At 70.0% G+C, this 17585-nt stretch carries 12 protein-coding genes; 7 read left to right on the top strand and 5 right to left on the bottom strand.

What is annotated here, in order from left to right:
* Nucleotides 1-95 precede the first annotated feature (95 nt).
* The 4 genes from ACJMK0_RS00645 (at nucleotide 96) to ACJMK0_RS00630 (ending at nucleotide 4691) form a co-directional block, all read left to right on the top strand.
* A complete protein-coding gene (locus ACJMK0_RS00645) occupies nucleotides 96-2102 on the top strand; it encodes a protein-L-isoaspartate(D-aspartate) O-methyltransferase (protein ID WP_405234884.1) in 2007 nt (668 codons plus the stop codon).
* Between the two features lie 107 nt (nucleotides 2103-2209).
* The gene (locus ACJMK0_RS00640; RefSeq protein ID WP_405234883.1) at nucleotides 2210-3193 is read left to right on the top strand and encodes a DnaJ C-terminal domain-containing protein; all 984 of its coding nucleotides are present in this window, start codon (nucleotides 2210-2212) and stop codon (nucleotides 3191-3193) included.
* An 18-nt stretch (nucleotides 3194-3211) separates the two neighbouring features.
* Nucleotides 3212-3544 carry a chaperone modulator CbpM gene (locus tag ACJMK0_RS00635; RefSeq protein ID WP_405234882.1) on the top strand — a complete coding sequence of 111 codons (333 nt, stop codon included), beginning with the start codon at nucleotides 3212-3214 and terminating at the stop codon, nucleotides 3542-3544.
* Between the two features lie 91 nt (nucleotides 3545-3635).
* Nucleotides 3636-4691, top strand: a complete 1056-nt coding sequence (locus ACJMK0_RS00630; RefSeq protein WP_405234881.1) for a c-type cytochrome — start codon at nucleotides 3636-3638, stop codon at nucleotides 4689-4691.
* A gap of 6 nt (nucleotides 4692-4697) precedes the next feature.
* Here ACJMK0_RS00630 and ACJMK0_RS00625 read toward each other — a convergent pair whose 3' ends face one another.
* Nucleotides 4698-5354 (bottom strand): outer membrane beta-barrel protein, encoded by a 657-nt coding sequence (locus tag ACJMK0_RS00625; protein ID WP_405234880.1) that lies wholly within the window; start codon nucleotides 5352-5354, stop codon nucleotides 4698-4700.
* Between ACJMK0_RS00625 and ACJMK0_RS00620 the strand changes: the two genes are divergently transcribed.
* Nucleotides 5353-6348, top strand: coding sequence for a DMT family transporter (locus ACJMK0_RS00620; protein ID WP_405234879.1), 996 nt, complete (start codon nucleotides 5353-5355; stop codon nucleotides 6346-6348). The two genes, ACJMK0_RS00625 and ACJMK0_RS00620, sit on opposite strands and share 2 nt — an antisense overlap.
* A gap of 111 nt (nucleotides 6349-6459) precedes the next feature.
* Nucleotides 6460-6675: a hypothetical protein gene (locus tag ACJMK0_RS00615; protein WP_405234878.1), complete on the top strand. Its 216-nt coding sequence runs from the start codon at nucleotides 6460-6462 to the stop codon at nucleotides 6673-6675.
* Between the two features lie 97 nt (nucleotides 6676-6772).
* Here the strand turns inward: ACJMK0_RS00615 and ACJMK0_RS00610 are convergent, their stop codons facing one another.
* The 3 genes from ACJMK0_RS00610 to ACJMK0_RS00600 are packed head-to-tail and all read right to left on the bottom strand — an operon-like array spanning nucleotide 6773 to nucleotide 13360.
* Nucleotides 6773-9847 (bottom strand): efflux RND transporter permease subunit, encoded by a 3075-nt coding sequence (locus ACJMK0_RS00610; RefSeq protein WP_405234877.1) that lies wholly within the window; start codon nucleotides 9845-9847, stop codon nucleotides 6773-6775.
* Nucleotides 9847-10989, bottom strand: a complete 1143-nt coding sequence (locus ACJMK0_RS00605; RefSeq protein WP_405234876.1) for an efflux RND transporter periplasmic adaptor subunit — start codon at nucleotides 10987-10989, stop codon at nucleotides 9847-9849. The genes ACJMK0_RS00610 and ACJMK0_RS00605 overlap by 1 nt, the downstream gene beginning before the upstream one ends.
* Entirely contained in the window at nucleotides 10976-13360 is a 2385-nt protein-coding gene (locus ACJMK0_RS00600; protein ID WP_405234875.1) for a TolC family protein, read from the bottom strand. Before ACJMK0_RS00600 ends, ACJMK0_RS00605 begins: the two co-directional genes overlap by 14 nt.
* Before the next feature lie 38 nt (nucleotides 13361-13398).
* Here ACJMK0_RS00600 and ACJMK0_RS00595 point away from each other — a divergent pair, with 38 nt between their 5' ends.
* Nucleotides 13399-16854, top strand: coding sequence for a mechanosensitive ion channel domain-containing protein (locus ACJMK0_RS00595; RefSeq protein WP_405234874.1), 3456 nt, complete (start codon nucleotides 13399-13401; stop codon nucleotides 16852-16854).
* 15 nt (nucleotides 16855-16869) lie between these two features.
* Here the strand turns inward: ACJMK0_RS00595 and ACJMK0_RS00590 are convergent, their stop codons facing one another.
* Entirely contained in the window at nucleotides 16870-17439 is a 570-nt protein-coding gene (locus ACJMK0_RS00590; protein WP_405234873.1) for a thioredoxin family protein, read from the bottom strand.
* Nucleotides 17440-17585: the final 146 nt, after the last annotated feature.

The following is a 17585-nucleotide window of genomic DNA, read 5'->3' as shown; positions in this document are numbered from 1 at the left end:
GTTCGGTAAACCCCGGTGTCGCAAGCGTCGCCGGCGGGCGTAGATTCGGAGGGAGACGGACGGACACCGGCTGTCGGCGGCCGGGAGGAGAGCGAATGGATACCGCCGCTCACGCCCGCGCGGACGAACTGCGCGAGGAAAGGGACCGGATGGTCGCGCGCCAGATAGAGGGCCGGGGCGTACGCTCCGCTGCGGTGCTGGAGGCGATGCGACGGGTGCCCCGGGAGGCGTTCCTGCCCGAGCATCTGAGGGAGTTCGCCTACGACGACAACCCGCTGCCGATCGGCGAGGGCCAGACCATCTCCCAGCCCTACATCGTGGCGATGATGATCGAGGCGCTCGCACTGGAAGGCGGCGAGAAGGTGCTGGAGATCGGCGCCGGCTCGGGCTACGCCGCCGCGGTCCTCGGCGAGATCGCCGGCGAGGTGTACACCATCGAGCGCGTGGGGGCGCTGGCCGAACGCGCCCGCGAGGCCCTGGCTACCCTCGGCTACGACAACGTCCACGTGCTCCATGCCGACGGCACGCTGGGCTGGGCCGATGCCGCGCCCTTCGACGCCATCGTGGTGGCCGCCGCCGGCCCGGCGGTACCGGATTCGCTGAAGAGCCAGCTGAAGGTGGGCGGCCGCCTGGTGATCCCGGTGGGGCCGCGGCCCTATGCCCAGGAGCTGGTCCGGGTCACCCGCGTCTCGGAGTCCGACTTCGCCACCGAGGATCTGGCCGACGTGCGCTTCGTGCCGCTGGTGGGCGAGCAGGGCTGGGAAGGCGGCGATAGCGAGCCCGCGGCGCAGGGCCGGCGCCGGCCGGCGACGCTGGAGGCCAGCATCGCGCAGCGGGCGGAGCCCTTCGACGACATCGACGCCGCCGGCCTCGACGGCCTCATGGCCCGCATCGGCGATGCGCGCATCGTCCTGCTCGGCGAGGCGAGCCACGGCACGTCGGAGTTCTACCGGATGCGCGCGCGCATCACCCGCGAGCTGATCGAACGCAAGGGCTTCGGCTTCATGGCCATCGAGGGCGACTGGCCGGACGCCGCCCGTATCGACCACTACATCCGCCATCTGGAGTATCCGCCGTCGGAGTGGACCGCCTTCGCCCGCTTCCCCACCTGGATGTGGCGCAACGCCGAGGTGCGCGAACTGGTGGAGTGGCTGCGCCGGCACAACGGCGGACTGCCCGAGCCGGAGCGCTTCGCTTTCTACGGGCTGGACCTCTACAGCCTCTACACCTCCATCCGGGCCGTGCTGCGCTACCTCGACGACGTCGACCCGGACACCGCTGCGCTGGCCCGCCGGCGCTACGGCTGCCTGACCCCCTGGCAGACGGACCCGGCCACCTACGGTCACGCCGCCCTCACCGGCTCCTATCGCAGCTGCGAGGAGGACGTCGTGCGCATGCTCACCGACCTGCTGGAGCGGCGCGAGGAGTACGTGGCCGCCGACGGGGAGCGCTTCCTGGACGCCATGCAGAATGCCCGGCTGGTGGCCAACGCCGAGCGCTATTACCGCAGCATGTACTACGGCTCGCGCACTTCCTGGAACCTGCGCGACACCCACATGTTCGACACGCTGTCGCTGCTGCTCGAGCACCACGGCCCGGACGCCAAGGCCGTGGTGTGGGCGCACAACTCGCACATCGGCGACGCCGACGCCACCGAGATGTCCGCCCGCGGCGAGACCAACATCGGCCGCCTCTGCCGGGAGGCCTTCGGCGAGGGTGTCTACAGCATCGGCTTCGGCACCCACGGCGGCACGGTGGCAGCCGCGTCCGACTGGGACGGGCCGATGGAGGTGAAGATCGTGCGGCCGTCGCTGGCCGACAGCTACGAGCGTCTGATGCACGACACCGGCGTCGGTCGCTTCCTGCTGGATCTCTCCGACGACGGCGAGACCGAGCTGCGCGAGGCGCTGTCGCGGCCGCGCCTGGAGCGGGCGATCGGCGTAATCTACCGTCCGGAGACCGAACGCATGAGCCACTACTTCGAAGCGGTGCTGCCGCGGCAGTTCGACGAGTACGTCTGGTTCGACCGCAGCCGCGCGGTCACGCCGCTCGCCACCGACGAGCTGGAGGGCATGCCGGATACCTATCCGTTCGGCCTGTAGGGTCTGCAGGGCGGCCGGCGATACCCGGGTCGGATGCTTGAAAAAGGGCGTCCCGGCCACGATCTATAGCGTGTCGGACAGCGAGTCTCGCGGATGAAGCAGCGCGTATGAAGTACAAGGACTATTACAAGATCATGGGCGTGGACCGGGATGCCACCCAGGACGAGATCAAGCGCGCCTATCGCAAACTCGCCCGCAAGTATCACCCGGACGTCAGCAAGGAGGCCGACGCCGAGGCCCGCTTCAAGGAAGTCGGCGAAGCCTACGAGGTGCTGAAGGACCCGGAGAAGCGCGCCGCCTACGATCAGCTCGGCGCCGACTGGAAGGCGGGGCAGGACTTCCGGCCGCCGCCCGACTGGGACGCCGGCTTCGAGTTCTCCGGCGGCGGCTTCACCGGCGGCGACGCCTCGGCGTTCAGCGACTTCTTCGAGTCGCTGTTCGGCGGCCGCGGCATGGGCGCCGGCATGGGCAACTTCCGCCAGGCCCGCGGCGGCGGCTTCAGCGCCCGGGGCGAAGACCACCACGCGAAGATCCTGATCGACCTGGAGGAAGCCTTCGAGGGCGCCACCCGGGCAATCAGTCTCACTGCGCCGTCCGTGGACCGGGAAGGGCACGTGCGCACCCGGCAGCGCACGCTGAACGTGCGCATACCGAAGGGCGTGCGGCCGGGCCAGCACATCCGCCTGGCCGGCCAGGGCACGCCCGGCATGGGCGGCGGCAGCGCCGGCGACCTTTACCTGGAAGTGGAGTTCCGCCCCCATCCCCTGTACCGCGTCGACGGCGCCGATCTGCACCTCGACCTGCCGCTCGCGCCGTGGGAAGCCGCCCTCGGCGCCAAGGTGGAGGTGCCGACGCCGAAGAGCACGGTGGACCTCACCATCCCGCCCAACACGTCGGCGGGACGCAAGCTGCGCCTGAAGGGTCGCGGGCTGCCGGGCAAGAATCCGGGCGACCTCTACGCCACGGTGCGCATCGAGACGCCGCCGGCCGAGACGGAGGACCAGAAGGCCGCCTACCGCCGCTTCGCCGACCAGTTCGAATTCGATCCGCGCGCTCGCATGGCCGGGCGCGGCACGGAGGCGGGCCGCTGAGCCGCCCGGGACGGAGTCATGAGCGATCGTCACAGCAGGGACACGGGCACGGAGATCACCGGTTTCATCCTGGAGGAAACCACGACGCTGGGGCTGCGGGAACTCAGCAGCGCCTGTGCCGTGCGGGCCGAGCACATCATCGAGCTCGTGGAGGAGGGCGTGATCGAGCCGGTCAGCTATCGCCGTCGCAAATGGCAGTTCACGGGCGCCAGCCTGACCCGCGCCCGGCGCGCCGTCGCGCTGCAGCGTGATCTCGGCCTGAATATCCAGGGCGCCGCGCTGGCGCTCGACCTCATCGACGAACTGGAGCGCCTGCGCTCTCGACTGCGCGCCGCCGATCCCGGCTCCTGAGTCAACCCCCGGACGTTAGGTAATTGCCGGCATGGGGCCGGCCGGTGTCCTGCGTTACGGTCATCCCATGGTCCTTTGCAAGGAGAGTGTCATGAGGCGCGCGTGCGTGCTGCTGCTCTGCTGCCTGGCCGTGGTCTCTGTCCGGGCAGCGGATATCGAAGAAGGGAAGCGAATTTTCGAATCGGTCTGCGCATCCTGCCACGGCCCGCAGGGCATGCCGGATCCGGACAGCCCGGTGGTGCAGGCCCTGGACCCCGAGCCGGCGGATCTGTCGGACCCGCTGTTCAACAGCCGGGAGCCCCGCGCAGACTGGGCCATGGTGGTCGAGCACGGCGGTCATGCGATGGGTCTGTCCGCACAGATGCCCGCCCAGGGCGCGAATCTTTCGGATGAGGAGATCGAGGCCGTGGTCGCCTACGTGAAGACGCTGGCGGACACCAGCGAGTATCCGCCGGGCGAGATGAACCTGTTCCTGCCGGTGCGCACCAAGAAGGCCTTCCCGGAGGACGAATGGGTGTGGAAGTCCCGTCTGGAGAACCGGGACGGGGAGGACGTCTTCCGCAACGTGATCGAGTTCGAGAAGCGGGTCGGCAAGGCGGGCCAGACGATACTCGAGATCATCCATGCCGACGACGGCGTCGACTCCGAGTTCGAGGAGGTGGAGGTCGGCTACAAGCACGCCTTCGCCTGGAGCCTGGAGAACCGCTCGCTGTGGTCGGCAGCCTTCGTCGTGGCCGTGCCGCTGCAGAGCGAAGGCGAGGTGGAACTCGCGCCCTACCTGGCCTACGCGAAGCAGTTGAACGACGCGGCCATCTTCCAGGGCAGCGCCCGCGTGAAGCTGCCGGTGGATGACTTCGATCAGGGCGAGCTCGAGCTGGCCGGCATCGTGCACTACACCTGGAGCCCGTGGCCCCGCCGCGTGTTCCCGGCGCTGGAGGTCACGGCCACCGCGCCGTTCGACCGCAACGGGGAGGACGCCGTGCAGTTCACCGCGCTGCCGCAGGTGCGTATCGGCCTCACGCGGGGCGGCCACGTGGCCCTGAACCTGGGCGTGGAGTTACCGCTGAGCGATCAGGCGTACGACACCCGTTATCACCTGACCCTGCTGTGGGACTTCGCCGACGGCGGGTTTTTCAAGGGCTGGTAGCGCCGCTCAGAATTTCAGCGTCAGGCCGGCCGTCGCCTGCCACTGGGTGACGGTGCTGCCGTCGGCCTCCAGCAGGCAGACGTTGTCGCTGCCGCCGGCAACGCAGAACAGGTTCGAGTCGCTGTCGACGAAGCTCGTGAAGGCGCGGGCTTCCAGCCGGAAGGCCATGCGCTCGCCGGCGGCGATGCGCAGGCCTGCGCCGAGGGAGGCCGAGAAGAAGGTCTCGTCGTCGAGGTCGGCGTCTTCGGCGTCGGCCGGTGCGAAGCGCGAGATGCCCAGCGTCATGACGACGTAGGGCCTGACATTGCCGCCCTGCACGATGTAGGTGCCGCCGCCGTGGAAATAGTCGACGTCCACGTCGACCACCGGCGTGCCTGCGAACAGGTCGCCCGTCGTGAACTCGCTGCTCTGGCGCGAGTAGTAGACCTCCCACTGGGTGTTGGCCTCGGCGCGGAAGTTCGCCGTCAGCGCGTAGCCGCCGCCGTCCTCGATGTCCAGGTCCCCGCCGTCCGCGCGGTCGAAGCTGCCGCCGTAGCGCCAGGCGGCCGAGGCGGTCAGTTCGATGTCGCCGGGTTGCTCGTCGGCGGCCGCGGGCGCGGCAGCCAGGGGCGGGAGGCCGAGCAGTGCGAGCAGGGCGGCCGTGGCTGCACGCTGAGGCGTCATGATCGGTCTCCTGTCCATGGCTCCCTTCCTCAATTCTTGTCCATCGGGTCTTGCCCATGAGCCTTGCCCATGGAGAGGGTGCGCGTATGGTAGCGTACGACGCCACCCCCGGAAGGATTCGCCCATCCGCAAAGGCTTCAGACTCATCGGCGACGTCGCCCTGGCCGCAGGCTGCCTCGGCCTGGCGCCGCTGGCCAAGAAAGCCGCGCTGACGGCCGGTGCGGCGCCGTTGCCGCTGTCTGTTGCCACGACGGCCGTGGCGGCGGCGGTCGCGCTCTCGCCGCTGCTCGCCGCCGGTCCGGGGCGCACGCTGGTCGGCCACGGCCGCGGGACCTGGCGGCATGTATTCCTGGTGGGAGCGATGGGCTCCGGGGCGGTCGTGCTCCTGAGCGTGCTCGCCATGACGGAGACCACGGCCACCAACCGCAGCCTGTTCCAGTCCATGTATCCGGTGGCCACCGCCGTGGCGGCCCGCTTCCTGCTGGCCGAACGCCTGAGCCGGATCGCCTGGCTCATTATCGGTGTGATGAGCGCCGGGCTTTTCCTCATGAATACGGGGCCCGGGGGCATCGTGATCGGCTGGCCGTTCTGGGCACTGGCGGCGACGCTGCCGCTGATCGGTCTGGCGGACGTCTATGCAAAGCGCACGCTGCGGGACGCGGATCCCCGCTTCGTGGCCGCCGGAAGGCTCTTGTTCGGCACGGCGGTACTGCTCGCCGTGCTGCCCTGGACGGCAACGGCGCAATGGTCCGCGCTGAGCGCGGTGTGGTGGTGGGTGCTCGGCGCGGGCGTCGCGATGGCCGGCGGCGTGCTCGGGCTCTACCGGGCGATGCAGACCGCCGGCGCCAGCGTGGCCGCCGCGTTCGTCGGCCTGGCTCCGGTGCTTACCGCCACTGCGGAATGGCTGCTGCTGGGCACCGCCTTCGCGCCCCTGCAGCTCGCCGGGCTCGCCCTCGTCGTTGGAGGGGCCGCGGCGCTGGCATTCCGGGTGTAGCGGGCGGGGCCCGTCGCGGGCAATTGTATTGCCCGGCCATACCCGATAGGGTGAAGAAAGAGCCGCAGGCAAGTCCCTGCCGACAACCTCCACGTAACGACGCCCATTGGTATGAATCTCGAACACGCACTCGCAGACCCGTCCAGCGAATTCGAAACACCGGAAGCCGTTCTGGCCGCGAAGGAGCTGTCGCCGGAGCAGAAGAAGGCCATCCTGGAGCGCTGGCGCCAGGATGCCGAGCTGCTGCAGCAGGCCGAAGGCGAGAACATGGCCGGCGGCGAGCCGAGCATGCTCGCCCGCGTGCAGCAGGCGCTGGCGCAGCTCTGACCAAACGCTCCGTCGGCCGCCGTCGGTCGTGCAGGGCGGTCCGGCAGGGCAGCCGGGGCCACGGCGCCTGGCCCGGGTGGCTGGCCAGGGCGGCCGACTAGGGCGGCGCCGGGTCCCCCGTGCGGTACAGCACCCGATAGAGCACCGGCACCACGCCGAGGGTCAGCACCGTGGCGAAGGCCAGGCCGAAGATGATGGCGATGGCCATCGGTTCCCACATGGGCCCGCCACCGATCCACAGCGGGATCAGTCCGCCGATCGTCGTGGCCGCGGTCAGCAGTATCGGCCGCGCGCGCTGGCGCGCCGCCGCCACGACGGCCTCCGCCTGCCCCAGTCCGTTCTCTTCCTGCTCGATCCGGATCCGGTCGAGCAGGACGATGGCGTTGTTGATCACGATACCGGCCAGCGATATCACGCCGAGCAGTGTCATGAAACCGAAGTAGGAGCGCGCGATCAGCAGCCCCGCGATCACGCCGATGAAGGCCAGCGGGATGGTGGTGAGGATGATGGCGGGCTTGCGCACCGAGTCGAACTGCAGCACCAGCAGCAGGACGATCAGCATGATCGCGAACGGCAGCTTCTCCATGATGGAGGCGTTGGCGTCCGCGGAAGTCTCCGCCTCGCCGCCCAGGCTCCAGCTGACGCCGTACGGCCAGTCGGCGGAGGCCTCCCGCAGCCACGGCTCGATGTTCTCGATGACCTCGCTGGAGGTGTAGCCGGGCTGCAGCAGCGCCTCCGCGGTCATGGTGCGCTGCCGGTCGCGGCGCTTGATCACCCCCGGCTGCCAGACGATATCCGGCACGGCCACCTGGCTCAGCGGCACCGTGCGCGAGCCGCCGTGGGCATACACGGCGATGTTGCCGAGGCGGTCCGGATCCAGACGCTCCTCGCTCGCGGAGCGCAGCACGATCGGGATCAGGTCGTCGTCTTCCCGGAACTCCGTCGTCTCCAGGCCCGAGAGGTAGGTCTGCATGGCGATGGCCACATCCTGGTTGGTGACGCCGGCCTGCTGGGCGCGGGTCTCGTCGATGCGCACCTCAACCTTCTTGGTGCGTGCCCCCCAGTCGTCGGTGACCTGGGCGGCGCCCGGCGTCTCGCGCAGCCTCGCCTTGACCTCGTCCAGCAGCTCGAACAGCGTCTCCGTGTCCCGTCCCTTCAGGCGGATGGCAATCGGCGGCCAGGCAGGTTCGCCCATCGGCAGGGGGCGCACGGTGACCTTGGCGGGCGGGAAGCGCTCCAGCACGAAGGACTCGATCTCGGGCACCACCAGCCGGTCGATGGTCGCACGCTCGCCGGTGTGGCCGAGGATCAGTGCATAGCTCGGATTCGGCGGCTCGGGGCTGTACGACAGGATGAAGCGCGGCGCGCCCTCGCCGACGAAAGCCGCCCACTGCTCGATGCCGTCCCGCTCGTCGCTGTCGGCGAGTTCCGTCGCGATGAAACGCTCGAGCTCCGCCGTCATGGCGTCCGTGGCCTCGATCGGCGAGCCCACCGGCAGCTCCAGCTCGGCGGTGAACGTGGTCCGGTCGTTCGGCGGGAAAAAGATGTCCGGTACCCAGCGCAGCGCATAGAGCGACAGGGCGAATACGGCGGCGACGGCAGCGAGCGTCATCCCCGGACGGGCGAGGACGGCGCGCAGCACGGCATCGTAGCGGCGCATCGCGGGCCCGTCCGCCGCGTCCGGATCCCGTTCTCCGACCCGCAGGAACGTGATGCACAGCAGCGGTATCAGCGTCAGCGCCATCACCCAGGAGGAGAGCAGGGTGATCGTCACCACCTTGAACAGCGGCGCCGTGTACTCGCCGGTGGACGACTCCGCCAGGTAGATCGGCAGGAAGGCGGCGGAGGTGGTGAGCGATGAGATCAGCAGCGGCAGGCGCAGTTCCCGGGCCGAGGCCAGCGCTGCCTTCTTGCCCTCCTCGCCGTCGCGCATGCGCACCATGATGGACTCGGACATGACGATGGCGTTGTCCACCAGCATCCCGAGCGCGATGATCAGCGCGGCCAGCGACACCTGGTCGAGGCCGATATCGAACAACCCCATGAGCGCGAAGCTGGCGAGGATGGCGGCCGGCACCAGGCTGGCCACCACCAGGCCGGTGCGCACGCCGAGGAAAGCCAGCATCACGAGGCCGACGACGAGGACGGCCTGCACGAGGTTGGAGACGAAGTCGTCGATCTTGTCCTCGACCACCTGCGGCTGGAACTGGAGCACGTCCAGCTCGAGGCCGATGGGATAGTTGCCGCGCACCCGCTCGAGGACCTCGCGAACCGAGCGGCCGAGGTCGATGATGTTGCCGCCTTCGCGCATCGAGACGGCCAGTATCAGGCTGGGTTCGCCGTTGTAGCGCACCCGCTGGTCGGGCGGGTCGATGTAGCCGCGGCGGACCTCGAGCACGTCGGACAGACGCACGATCTCGCCGCTGGTCGGGATGCGGATGAGCGTGTTGCGGATGTCGTCCACCGAGGCGAAGCTGCCGCTCGGCTCCAGCACGATCTTCTCGTATTCGGTGGTGATGTCGCCGCCGGGCAGCACGATGTTGCGCGCCTCCAGGGCCTCGCGCAGCTGCAGCGGGGAGAGCCCGTATTCCGACAGCACGGTGTTGTCGAACTCGCCGAAGATGCGCTCCTCCTGCGCGCCCGCCACCTCCACCTTGGCGGCGTCGGGGATCAGCAGCAGCTCGTCGCGCACCTCGTCGGCCACTTCCTCCAGTTCCCGGTAGCTGTAGCCGTCGCCGGTGACCGCAATCTGGATGCCGTAGACGTCGCCGAACTCGTCGTTGACGAACGGGCCGCGCACGCCGTCGGGCAGGTCCGGCGCCACCCGCTCCACCTTGCGGCGCAGGTCGTCCCAGATCGGCTGCATCTCCTTGTATTCCTCGCGGATGTCCACGTAGATGACGGAGACACCCACCTTCGAGCTGCTGCGCACCGTGTCCAGCTCCGGCATCTCCTGGATCACCCGCTCGAGCTTGTCGGTGACCAGCATCTCCACCCGTTCGGGGCTCGCACCGGGGAAGACGGTCTGCACCATCGCCGTGCGCACGATGAAGCCCGGATCCTCCGCCCGCGGCATCTCGCGGTAGGCGAGGCCGCCGGCGACGAACAGGATCAGCAGCGAGACGACGGTGATGCGTCGCTTCTCGAGCGCGATGCGGGTGATATCGAGCATCAGTCCCGGTCCAGCAGGCGCACCTTCTGGCCGTCGGCGATGCGTCGCACCCCGGCGGTGACCACGAGCTCATCCGCTGACAGGCCGCGGGTGATGACCATGCCGTCCGGGTCGGGGCGGCCGGTCTCGACGGCGCGCCGGCGCGCCGTGTAATGGCCGGATCCGTCTCCGGCCGGCTCCAGTACGAAGACGAATCGCCCCTGCCGGTCCTCGCCCACCGCCACCGTCGGCACCATCAGCTCGCCCCGGTCGCCGGTGGCGGGCAGCAGCAGTCTCGCCTCGGCGGCCATGCCGGAGCGCACGACCCCGCAGCCGCCACCGAGGGCGATGGTGACCGGATAAGTCGCGCCGCGGGGGCCGGTGGCCACGCCCACCTCGGAGACCGTGCCGGCTATCTCCGGCAGGTCGACAGCGTCGATGGACACCGTCGCGTCCATGCCGCTGCGGATGCGCTCGATGTAGGTCTCGGGCACGTTGACGACCACCTCGGCGCAGTCGCCGCAGTTCACGCGGGCGATCGGCTGGCCGGCCTGGACGTTCTGATTGACCTCGGCGACGAGTCTGGCCACGGTGCAGTCGGCGGGCGAGTACAGGCGCGTGTAGGAGAGCTGCAGCCGCGCCGCCTCGAGCTTCTGGCGGGCCGCGTTCACGGAGGCCCGGGCGGATTCGAACGCGGCGCGGGCGCTGTCCAGGTCGCTGCGCGAGGCGTTGCGGTTCTCGTACAGGCCGCGCACGCGCTCGTAGCTGGCCGCCGCATTGCGCTCCTGTGCGCGGGCCTGGGCCAGACCGGCCTCGGCTTCCTCCAGCCGCACCCGGTAGTCGGTGGGGTCCAGCCGGCCGATCAGCGCCCCGGCCTCCAGCCCGTCGCCGAGCGCCACCGGCAGCTCGACGAGGGTTCCGCTCACCTTGAAGGAGAGGTCGGTCTCCATCTCGGCCTGGGCGACGCCGGAGAAGGTCTCGGCCTCCTGCGTACCGGCCGCGACGACGCGGCTGTAGCGCACCGGCCGCACCTCCGGCTCGGTGGGCGGAGGCGTCGCCTCGCAGGCGCCGAGCAGCGCGAGGCACATGGCAAGGCACATGGCAAGGCACAAGGCGCGGGCAATCGTGGCCACGTCTCCCCGCGGCGATTCAGTTCTCTTCATGGGCGCTCCCTCTGTCGCTGCCGCCGTCTTCGACGAACGCCAGCGCGCGGCGCAGGAATTCCTCCCGATATGCCGGCTCCAGCACCAGGCGGAAATCCGCCGTTGCCCGCAGTACGTCCATCACGTCTATGAGGTAGCGGAAGCGGGCGTTCTCCGTGCCCAGCTCCGCATCGAGCAGGGCGTCCTGGGCCTCCAGCAGGTCGGTGATGGAAGCGGCGCCGCGGCCGTAGGCGTCCGAGACGATGTCCAGGTTCTCACGCGCCGCCCGGGCGGCTCCCTCGGTGAGGCCGATGGACTGGAACGAGGCACCGGTCGCGTGCAGCGCGATGCGCATCCGAGCCTCGATGTCCTCTTCCGCGGCGAGCCGCTCGGCCTGCAAGCGGCCGAGTTCCAGTTCGGCCGCCGACAGCCGCGCCCGCAGGGCGCCGCCGCTGAATATGGGCCAGGAGGCCGTCAGGGCGACGTTCCATGAGCGGTCGTCCTGCTGGATGAGGCCCTGGAACAGCGACGAGCCGGAGCCCGCGCCGCTCGCCTGGATGCGCTCGCCGGCTCCGGCCTGGAGCGCGATCTCCGGTATGTAGAATTTGCGGCGGGCCGCGAGTCGCTGGCGCTCGCCGGCGGCGATGCGCTCGTCCAGGCCGGCCAGCTCCGGCGAACGCTCCAGCGCTTCGCGGACCAGAAATGCGCGGAACCGGTCCCAGGCGCTCTGGGAGTCGATGAGGCGGCCGAAGCGTTCGGAGCGGAAGTATCCCAGCGTGGTGTCCACGCTGTCGTCGGCCGGTCGGGGCGGCTCCTCCTGGGAGGCGCCGAGTAGCTGGCCGAGGCGCACGCCGGCCTGGTCCAGCGAGCGTTCCGCGTCGATCAGGTCCACCCGGTCCGTCGCCAGGCGGCTCTCCCAGCGCAAGACGTCGGCGCGGCCCGAGTAGCCGATGGATTCCCGCACCCGGGCCAGCTGCAGGTTCTCACGAGTGATCTCCAGGTTCGCCTGGCGCACCTCGTAGATGGCTCGGGCGCGCAGTACCTGCAGATAGGCCTCGCCCGCGGAACGCATGACGTCGAGTTCCCGCGCGCGGTAGTCCAGGATGCTGGCATCGACCCGCCGGCCCGCGGCGCGCCAGTCGGCGACCGCGTCGTCCGAGTAGACGACCTGGCGGGCGCTCAGCTGCAGGTCGGTGCTGCGCTCCGGCTGCAGCAGTGCCCGGTCGGCATCGATGTGGGTGCGGGCCGCCTCCAGGCCCAGCTGCGGCAGCAGCCGCGAGCGCGCCGAATCGAGTTCGGTGGCGGCGAGCTCGGGGCCGTAGGCGGCGGCCTGCAGCCGACGATTGCGCCGCACGGCGATGGCCAGCGCCTCGGTGAAGGAGAGCCGCTCTCCCCACTGGCCGGGCTGCGCATTCAGCAGGCGGGCGTCGGCCATGACGGAAAAGTCGGGCTCGTAACCCAGCCGGTCCGCCACCGCCATGTTGATGGTCAGCCACTGCGCGTAGTTCAGCGCCACCGGGATGCCGGCGGCATCGTCGCCGAGCAGGATGCGCTGGACGTTGAGCGCGATGCGCCGCGCGGCGACGATGTCGGCCTGCTCGCCACCGCCCAGGTTCATCAGCAGGCCGTGGTCCAGTTCCTCGCCGCCCAGCATCGAGAAAGAGGGCAACTCCATGGCGATCAGCCGGTCGGCGAGCCGACGCACGTCGTCTGCGCTGAAACGCAGCAAAGGCGTTACGTAGACGGCGTCCGCGTCCGTCAGGCGGCTGAATACGGACTCGGGCGAGGGGCCCGTCTGCACGATCTCCACCCGGATGCCGAACCGCTGCTCGATCTCGGCTTCTTTCTCGCGGCGCAGCCGCGGCATCGCCGCCAGGATGTCGGCATCGACGAGGATGGCGAGATCGTCGAACTCGACGGCGCGGCGGAAGCTGCGCACCTGCTCGCCCATGCTGCGGAAGTCGGTCAGGTAGGTGAAGTTCCGCTTCCCGCTGGCGCCGTCCGCCAGCGGGAAGCCCTGCAGCTCCGGGTCCGCCACGATCGCGGCCACCACCGGTTTCGGCAGGGTATCGATGTCGGCGGCGGCCTGGCTGGCGAGGACGCCGAGGGTGATCACCACGTCGATGCGCTCGTCGGCGAGCTGCGCCTTCAGCGCGGCGCGGGCGCCGGCGAGGGTCCAGTCGCCGAGCCGCGTGGTCTCCTCCCCCATCTCGAGCTGCCATTCGCCCTGCAGCAGCGCGGCGATCTCGTCACGGACCCGTTCGCGGCTGAATATCGGTCGGCTGAGCGGCCCGTCCAGCACGACGCCGACCCGCGCGACCGGCAGCTCCTCGCCGAGGCCGGTTGCTGCCAGCGCGAGCAGTAGTGCGAGAGTGAGGCCGCGTGCGATCATACGCGCCATACTATGGGCGGCTGAGAGCGGAGGCCATTGTGCGTGTTACGCATGTGCAGGCGGTAACGCCACGTCTGGCGGCGATCCGCTGCTCGATTGCGGCTGTCGGTGCGGCCATTCTGACCGCGATCGGTCTGTTCTCCACCGCGCCATCGCACGCCCAGGCGGCTGCGGATTCGCCGGCCACGGAGGTCACCGCGGCCCTGATCCAGTCACGGCTGGAGCAGGTGCAGGCCTCGGCGGCCTACGACGACGAGACGAAGGCGGCGGCGGCGGAGTTGTACCGCCGCGCACTCGCGAACCTCGAGGCCGCAGAGGCGCACCGGCAGGCGGCGGCGCGTTTCGAGCAGGCGCAGGTGAGTGCCCCGCAGCAGACCGAGGAGATCCGCCGGTCGCTCGCCGCGACCGCTCGCCGCGATCCGCTGGCCGGACTGGATTTCGGCGAGGATACGCCGGCGCGGGAGATCGAGCAGCGCCTGCAGCAGGAGCGGGCCGCGGTAGCCGCGGCCCAGGCGAAGCTCGCCGAGCTGGAGCAAAAGCTGGCTGCGGCACAGACCAGACCCCAGGCGGTGCGCCAGAGGCAGGCGGGCGTCGCACAGGAGACGAGGGAGGTTGCGGCCCGGATGACCCAGGCCGCGCCCGCCGGCGAGAGCGATATCGTTACCGAGGCCCGCGCGTGGACGCGGCAGACTGCCGTCCGCGCGCTTGCCGAGGAGGGCCGCAAGCTCGACCTGGAGCTCCTCAGTCTGCCGATGAGAGTGGAGTTGCTCGAGGCACAGCGCGGCGAGACCCGCCGCACGCTGGAGGCCGCCCAGGCAAGGGTGCGCGAGTTGCAGTCGGCGCTGGGCGAGCGGCGCCGGAGCGAGACGGCGCGGGTGATGGCCGAGATCGCCCCCGGCGAACTGGGCGAGGCCGCGGAGCACCCTCTGGCCCGGGATCTGCTGGAAGGCAACCTCGCGCTGGCGGAGGAGCTCAGGGAGCTGAGCCGGCGCCTGGATCAGCTGACGGGCGACGACGAGAGTGCCCGGGCGCGGCTGCAGTCGCTGGAGCGCCGTTTCCAGAACGCGCGCCAGAAGCTGGAGGTGGCGGGCGTCAGCCCGGCGATGGGGCGCTATCTGGGCGCGGAGCGGCGCGACCTGCCGGCGCTGGCCGACTACCGCCGCGATTCCCGCGAGCGGGAGGAACGGATCGCCGAGGCCGGGCTCCGCGACATCCGGCTGGAGGAGGCGCTGCAGCAGTACCGCGACGTGGACGCGCGGGTGGAGGAACTCCTGCAGGGGCTGCCGCCGGTCGAAGCCGAGACGTTGCGCGGATCGCTCGAGCGGCTGGCCGGCGTGCGTCAGGATCTGCTCCGGCAGCTGTCCGAGGTGAACGACGACTACATCCGTCTGCTGTCGGAGTACGAGTACACCGAGTCCCAGATCTATCGTGTGGTACGGGAATACCGGGACTTTCTCTCCGAACGCCTGATGTGGGTGCGCAACCGGCCGACGCTGGGGCCGGCCGGGCTTATGGCACTGCCGGGGGAAGTCGCCGCCTTCCTGGCGCCCGGGCAATGGCTGGAGGCTGCAGAGGTCTTTGTGCTGCGGCTCACTCGCTCGCCCCTGCAGATGCTCGCGGTGCTGGTGCTGCTGACTTTCTGGTGGCGTCTCGGCGCGCTGCGGGCCGCGCTGAGGGCGAGCGCGGCGAAGGTCGGCAAGCCCTCAGAGGACACGTTCGCGAGTACGCTGCGGGCGGTCGGCATCACTCTGGTGATGACCGTACCCTGGCCTCTGTTCACCGGGGTCACCGGTTACGAACTCAGCGCTTCGTGGCAGGCGACACCGGCGTCCCGCGCCGTGGGCACCGCGTTGCTGCAGATCACGCCCCTGCTGTTCTTCCTGCGCGCATTCCGGATCCTGTGCACGCCGGGCGGCGTGGCGGAGGGCCATTTCCGCTGGGCGCCCGAGGGGCTCGCGCGGCTGCGCCGGCAGATGGATCAGCTGATGCTCACCCTGCTGGTGCCGGGCTTCGTTCTGGTGACGGCCATGGGATTCCACCAGGCCGCCTCCGTCGGCGCCCTGGTCCAGGTCGTGTTCCTGGTACTGATCGGCGGTCTGATGGTGTTCCTCTATCGGCTGCTGGTGCCCCGGCGCGGGATCTTGAAGGCCCTGCAGCGTCGGGAGGGCGACGAGCCGGTCCTCTCCTGGCCCTGGTTCTGGCCGCTGCTGTCGCTGGCACTGCCCGCCGCCCTGGGACTGATGGCGCTGGCGGGCTTCCTGTATTCCGCCGGCACTCTGCTCGGGAAGCTGATCAATACCCTGTGGCTGGTCTTCGGCCTGGTGCTGCTGCGCGAGCTGGTAGTGCGCTGGCTGCTGGTGATGCGCCGCCGCCTGCTGTTGCGAGAGGCGCTGCACCGGCGCGAAGCCGCCCGCGCCGCGCGGGAGGCCGAGGGAACCATGCCCGCGGCATCCGACGAGTCGGCAGCCGTGGCCGTCGAAGCCCCGGTGGATATCGGCTCGCTCGACGCCGATACCCGCAAGCTCGTCAACGTGGCGCTGGCCGTGACCGCGTTCCTCGGATTCGGCGGGATCTGGTCGGGGATGCTGCCGGCGCTGGGCGCCTTCAGCGACATCACCCTGTGGCAGTCCGTGCAACAGGTCGGCGGCGAGGAACGCATCCGTGCGGTCACGCTCATGGATATTTTCGCGGCAGCGCTCGCCGTCCTGCTGACCGTGGTCGGCGCCCGCACCGTTCCTTCCCTGCTGGAGATCGTGCTGCGCCAGCGTCCCTCCGTGACACCGGGCAGCCGGCTCGCCTTCGCCACGCTCGCCCGCTACAGCATCGCCGGCATCGGCCTTACATTCGTGCTGGCCACCATCGGGGTGGACTGGTCGAAGCTGCAGTGGCTGGTGGCGGCGCTGGGTGTCGGCATCGGCTTCGGTCTGCAGGAGATCGTGGCCAACTTCATCAGCGGACTGATCATCCTGATGGAGCGGCCCGTGCGGGTCGGCGATATCGTCACGGTCGGCGATACCAGCGGCGCCGTCACCCGCGTGCAGATCCGGGCCACGACGATCCGCACCTGGGACCGGCAGGAGTTGCTGGTCCCGAACAAGGAGTTCATCACCGGCCGCGTGCTGAACTGGTCGCTCTCGGACGAGATCATCCGCATCCACTTCATGGTGGGCGTGGCCTACGGCAGCGACGTCGAGAAGGCGCTGCTGCTGATCGAGGAGGCGGCACGCGAGCACCCGAAGGTGCTGGACGACCCGGCACCGCTGGTGACCTTCGAGTCCTTCGGTGACAACTCGCTGAATCTGGGTCTGCGCTGCTTCGTGCCGGCACTGGATGTGCGCCTGGAGACGAGCACGGACCTGCACCGGGCCATCAACCGCAAGTTCAACGAGGCGGGCATCGTGATCGCCTTCCCGCAGCGCGACGTGCACCTGGACACGACGAGCCCGCTGGAGATCAAACTGATGCGCGGCGCCGACCTGCCGGCAGCCGAGTGATGGTCGGCCGGGGAATCAGTCCGGCTCGTTGCCCGGCTTCCACTTGATGTTGCACCCGATGCTCGGCTTCTGCGGCTCGGGCACCCGCCGCCCCTCCAGCACGGCGTCCAGGGCGGCGCGGAGATCGGCGCCGGTCACCGGCTCGTCGTTGCCGGGCCGGCTGTCGTCCAGCTGGCCGCGGTAGGCCAGGCGACGGTCGGCGTCGAAAACGAAGAAGTCGGGCGTGCACGCGGCGCCGTAGGCCTTCGCCACCGACTGATCCTCGTCCACCAGGTAGGGGAAGCTGTAGTCCCATTCGGCTGCCTCCTCGCGCATCTTCGCAGGGCTGTCGTCCGGATGCGTGGAGGCGTCGTTGCTGTTGATGCCGAATACCGCGACGTCGCGCAGCGTGTAGTCCCGCGCCAGCCGGGCGAGCTCCCCGCGCACGTGCTTCACGTAGGGGCAGTGGTTGCAGATGAACATGACCAGCACGGCGGGCGCGTCCGCGGCATCCGCCAGCGAGTGCTCGGCCCCCTCGCAATCCGGCAGGGTGAAGGCCGGGGCCTCGGTGCCCAGGGGGAGCATGCGGGATTCTGTCAGCGCCATCGCTCGTGTCTCCTGTCAGGGTGCCATTACGGCGTACCCGGTCATGGTAGCAGTGCCGCGACCTGCATCCGAAGCCCGCGGCGGCACGAAACACTCCCCTGCACGCCGTACGTGCGTGAACAAGGTCGGGTTGGCTCGATCGTGTT

Source organism: Lentisalinibacter orientalis (assembly GCF_040706535.1).
GTDB classification, from domain to species: Bacteria; Pseudomonadota; Gammaproteobacteria; order Steroidobacterales; family Woeseiaceae; genus Lentisalinibacter; species Lentisalinibacter orientalis.
Note: the sequence above shows the minus strand (reverse complement) of the source record. Positions and strands in the feature narration are given on the sequence as shown.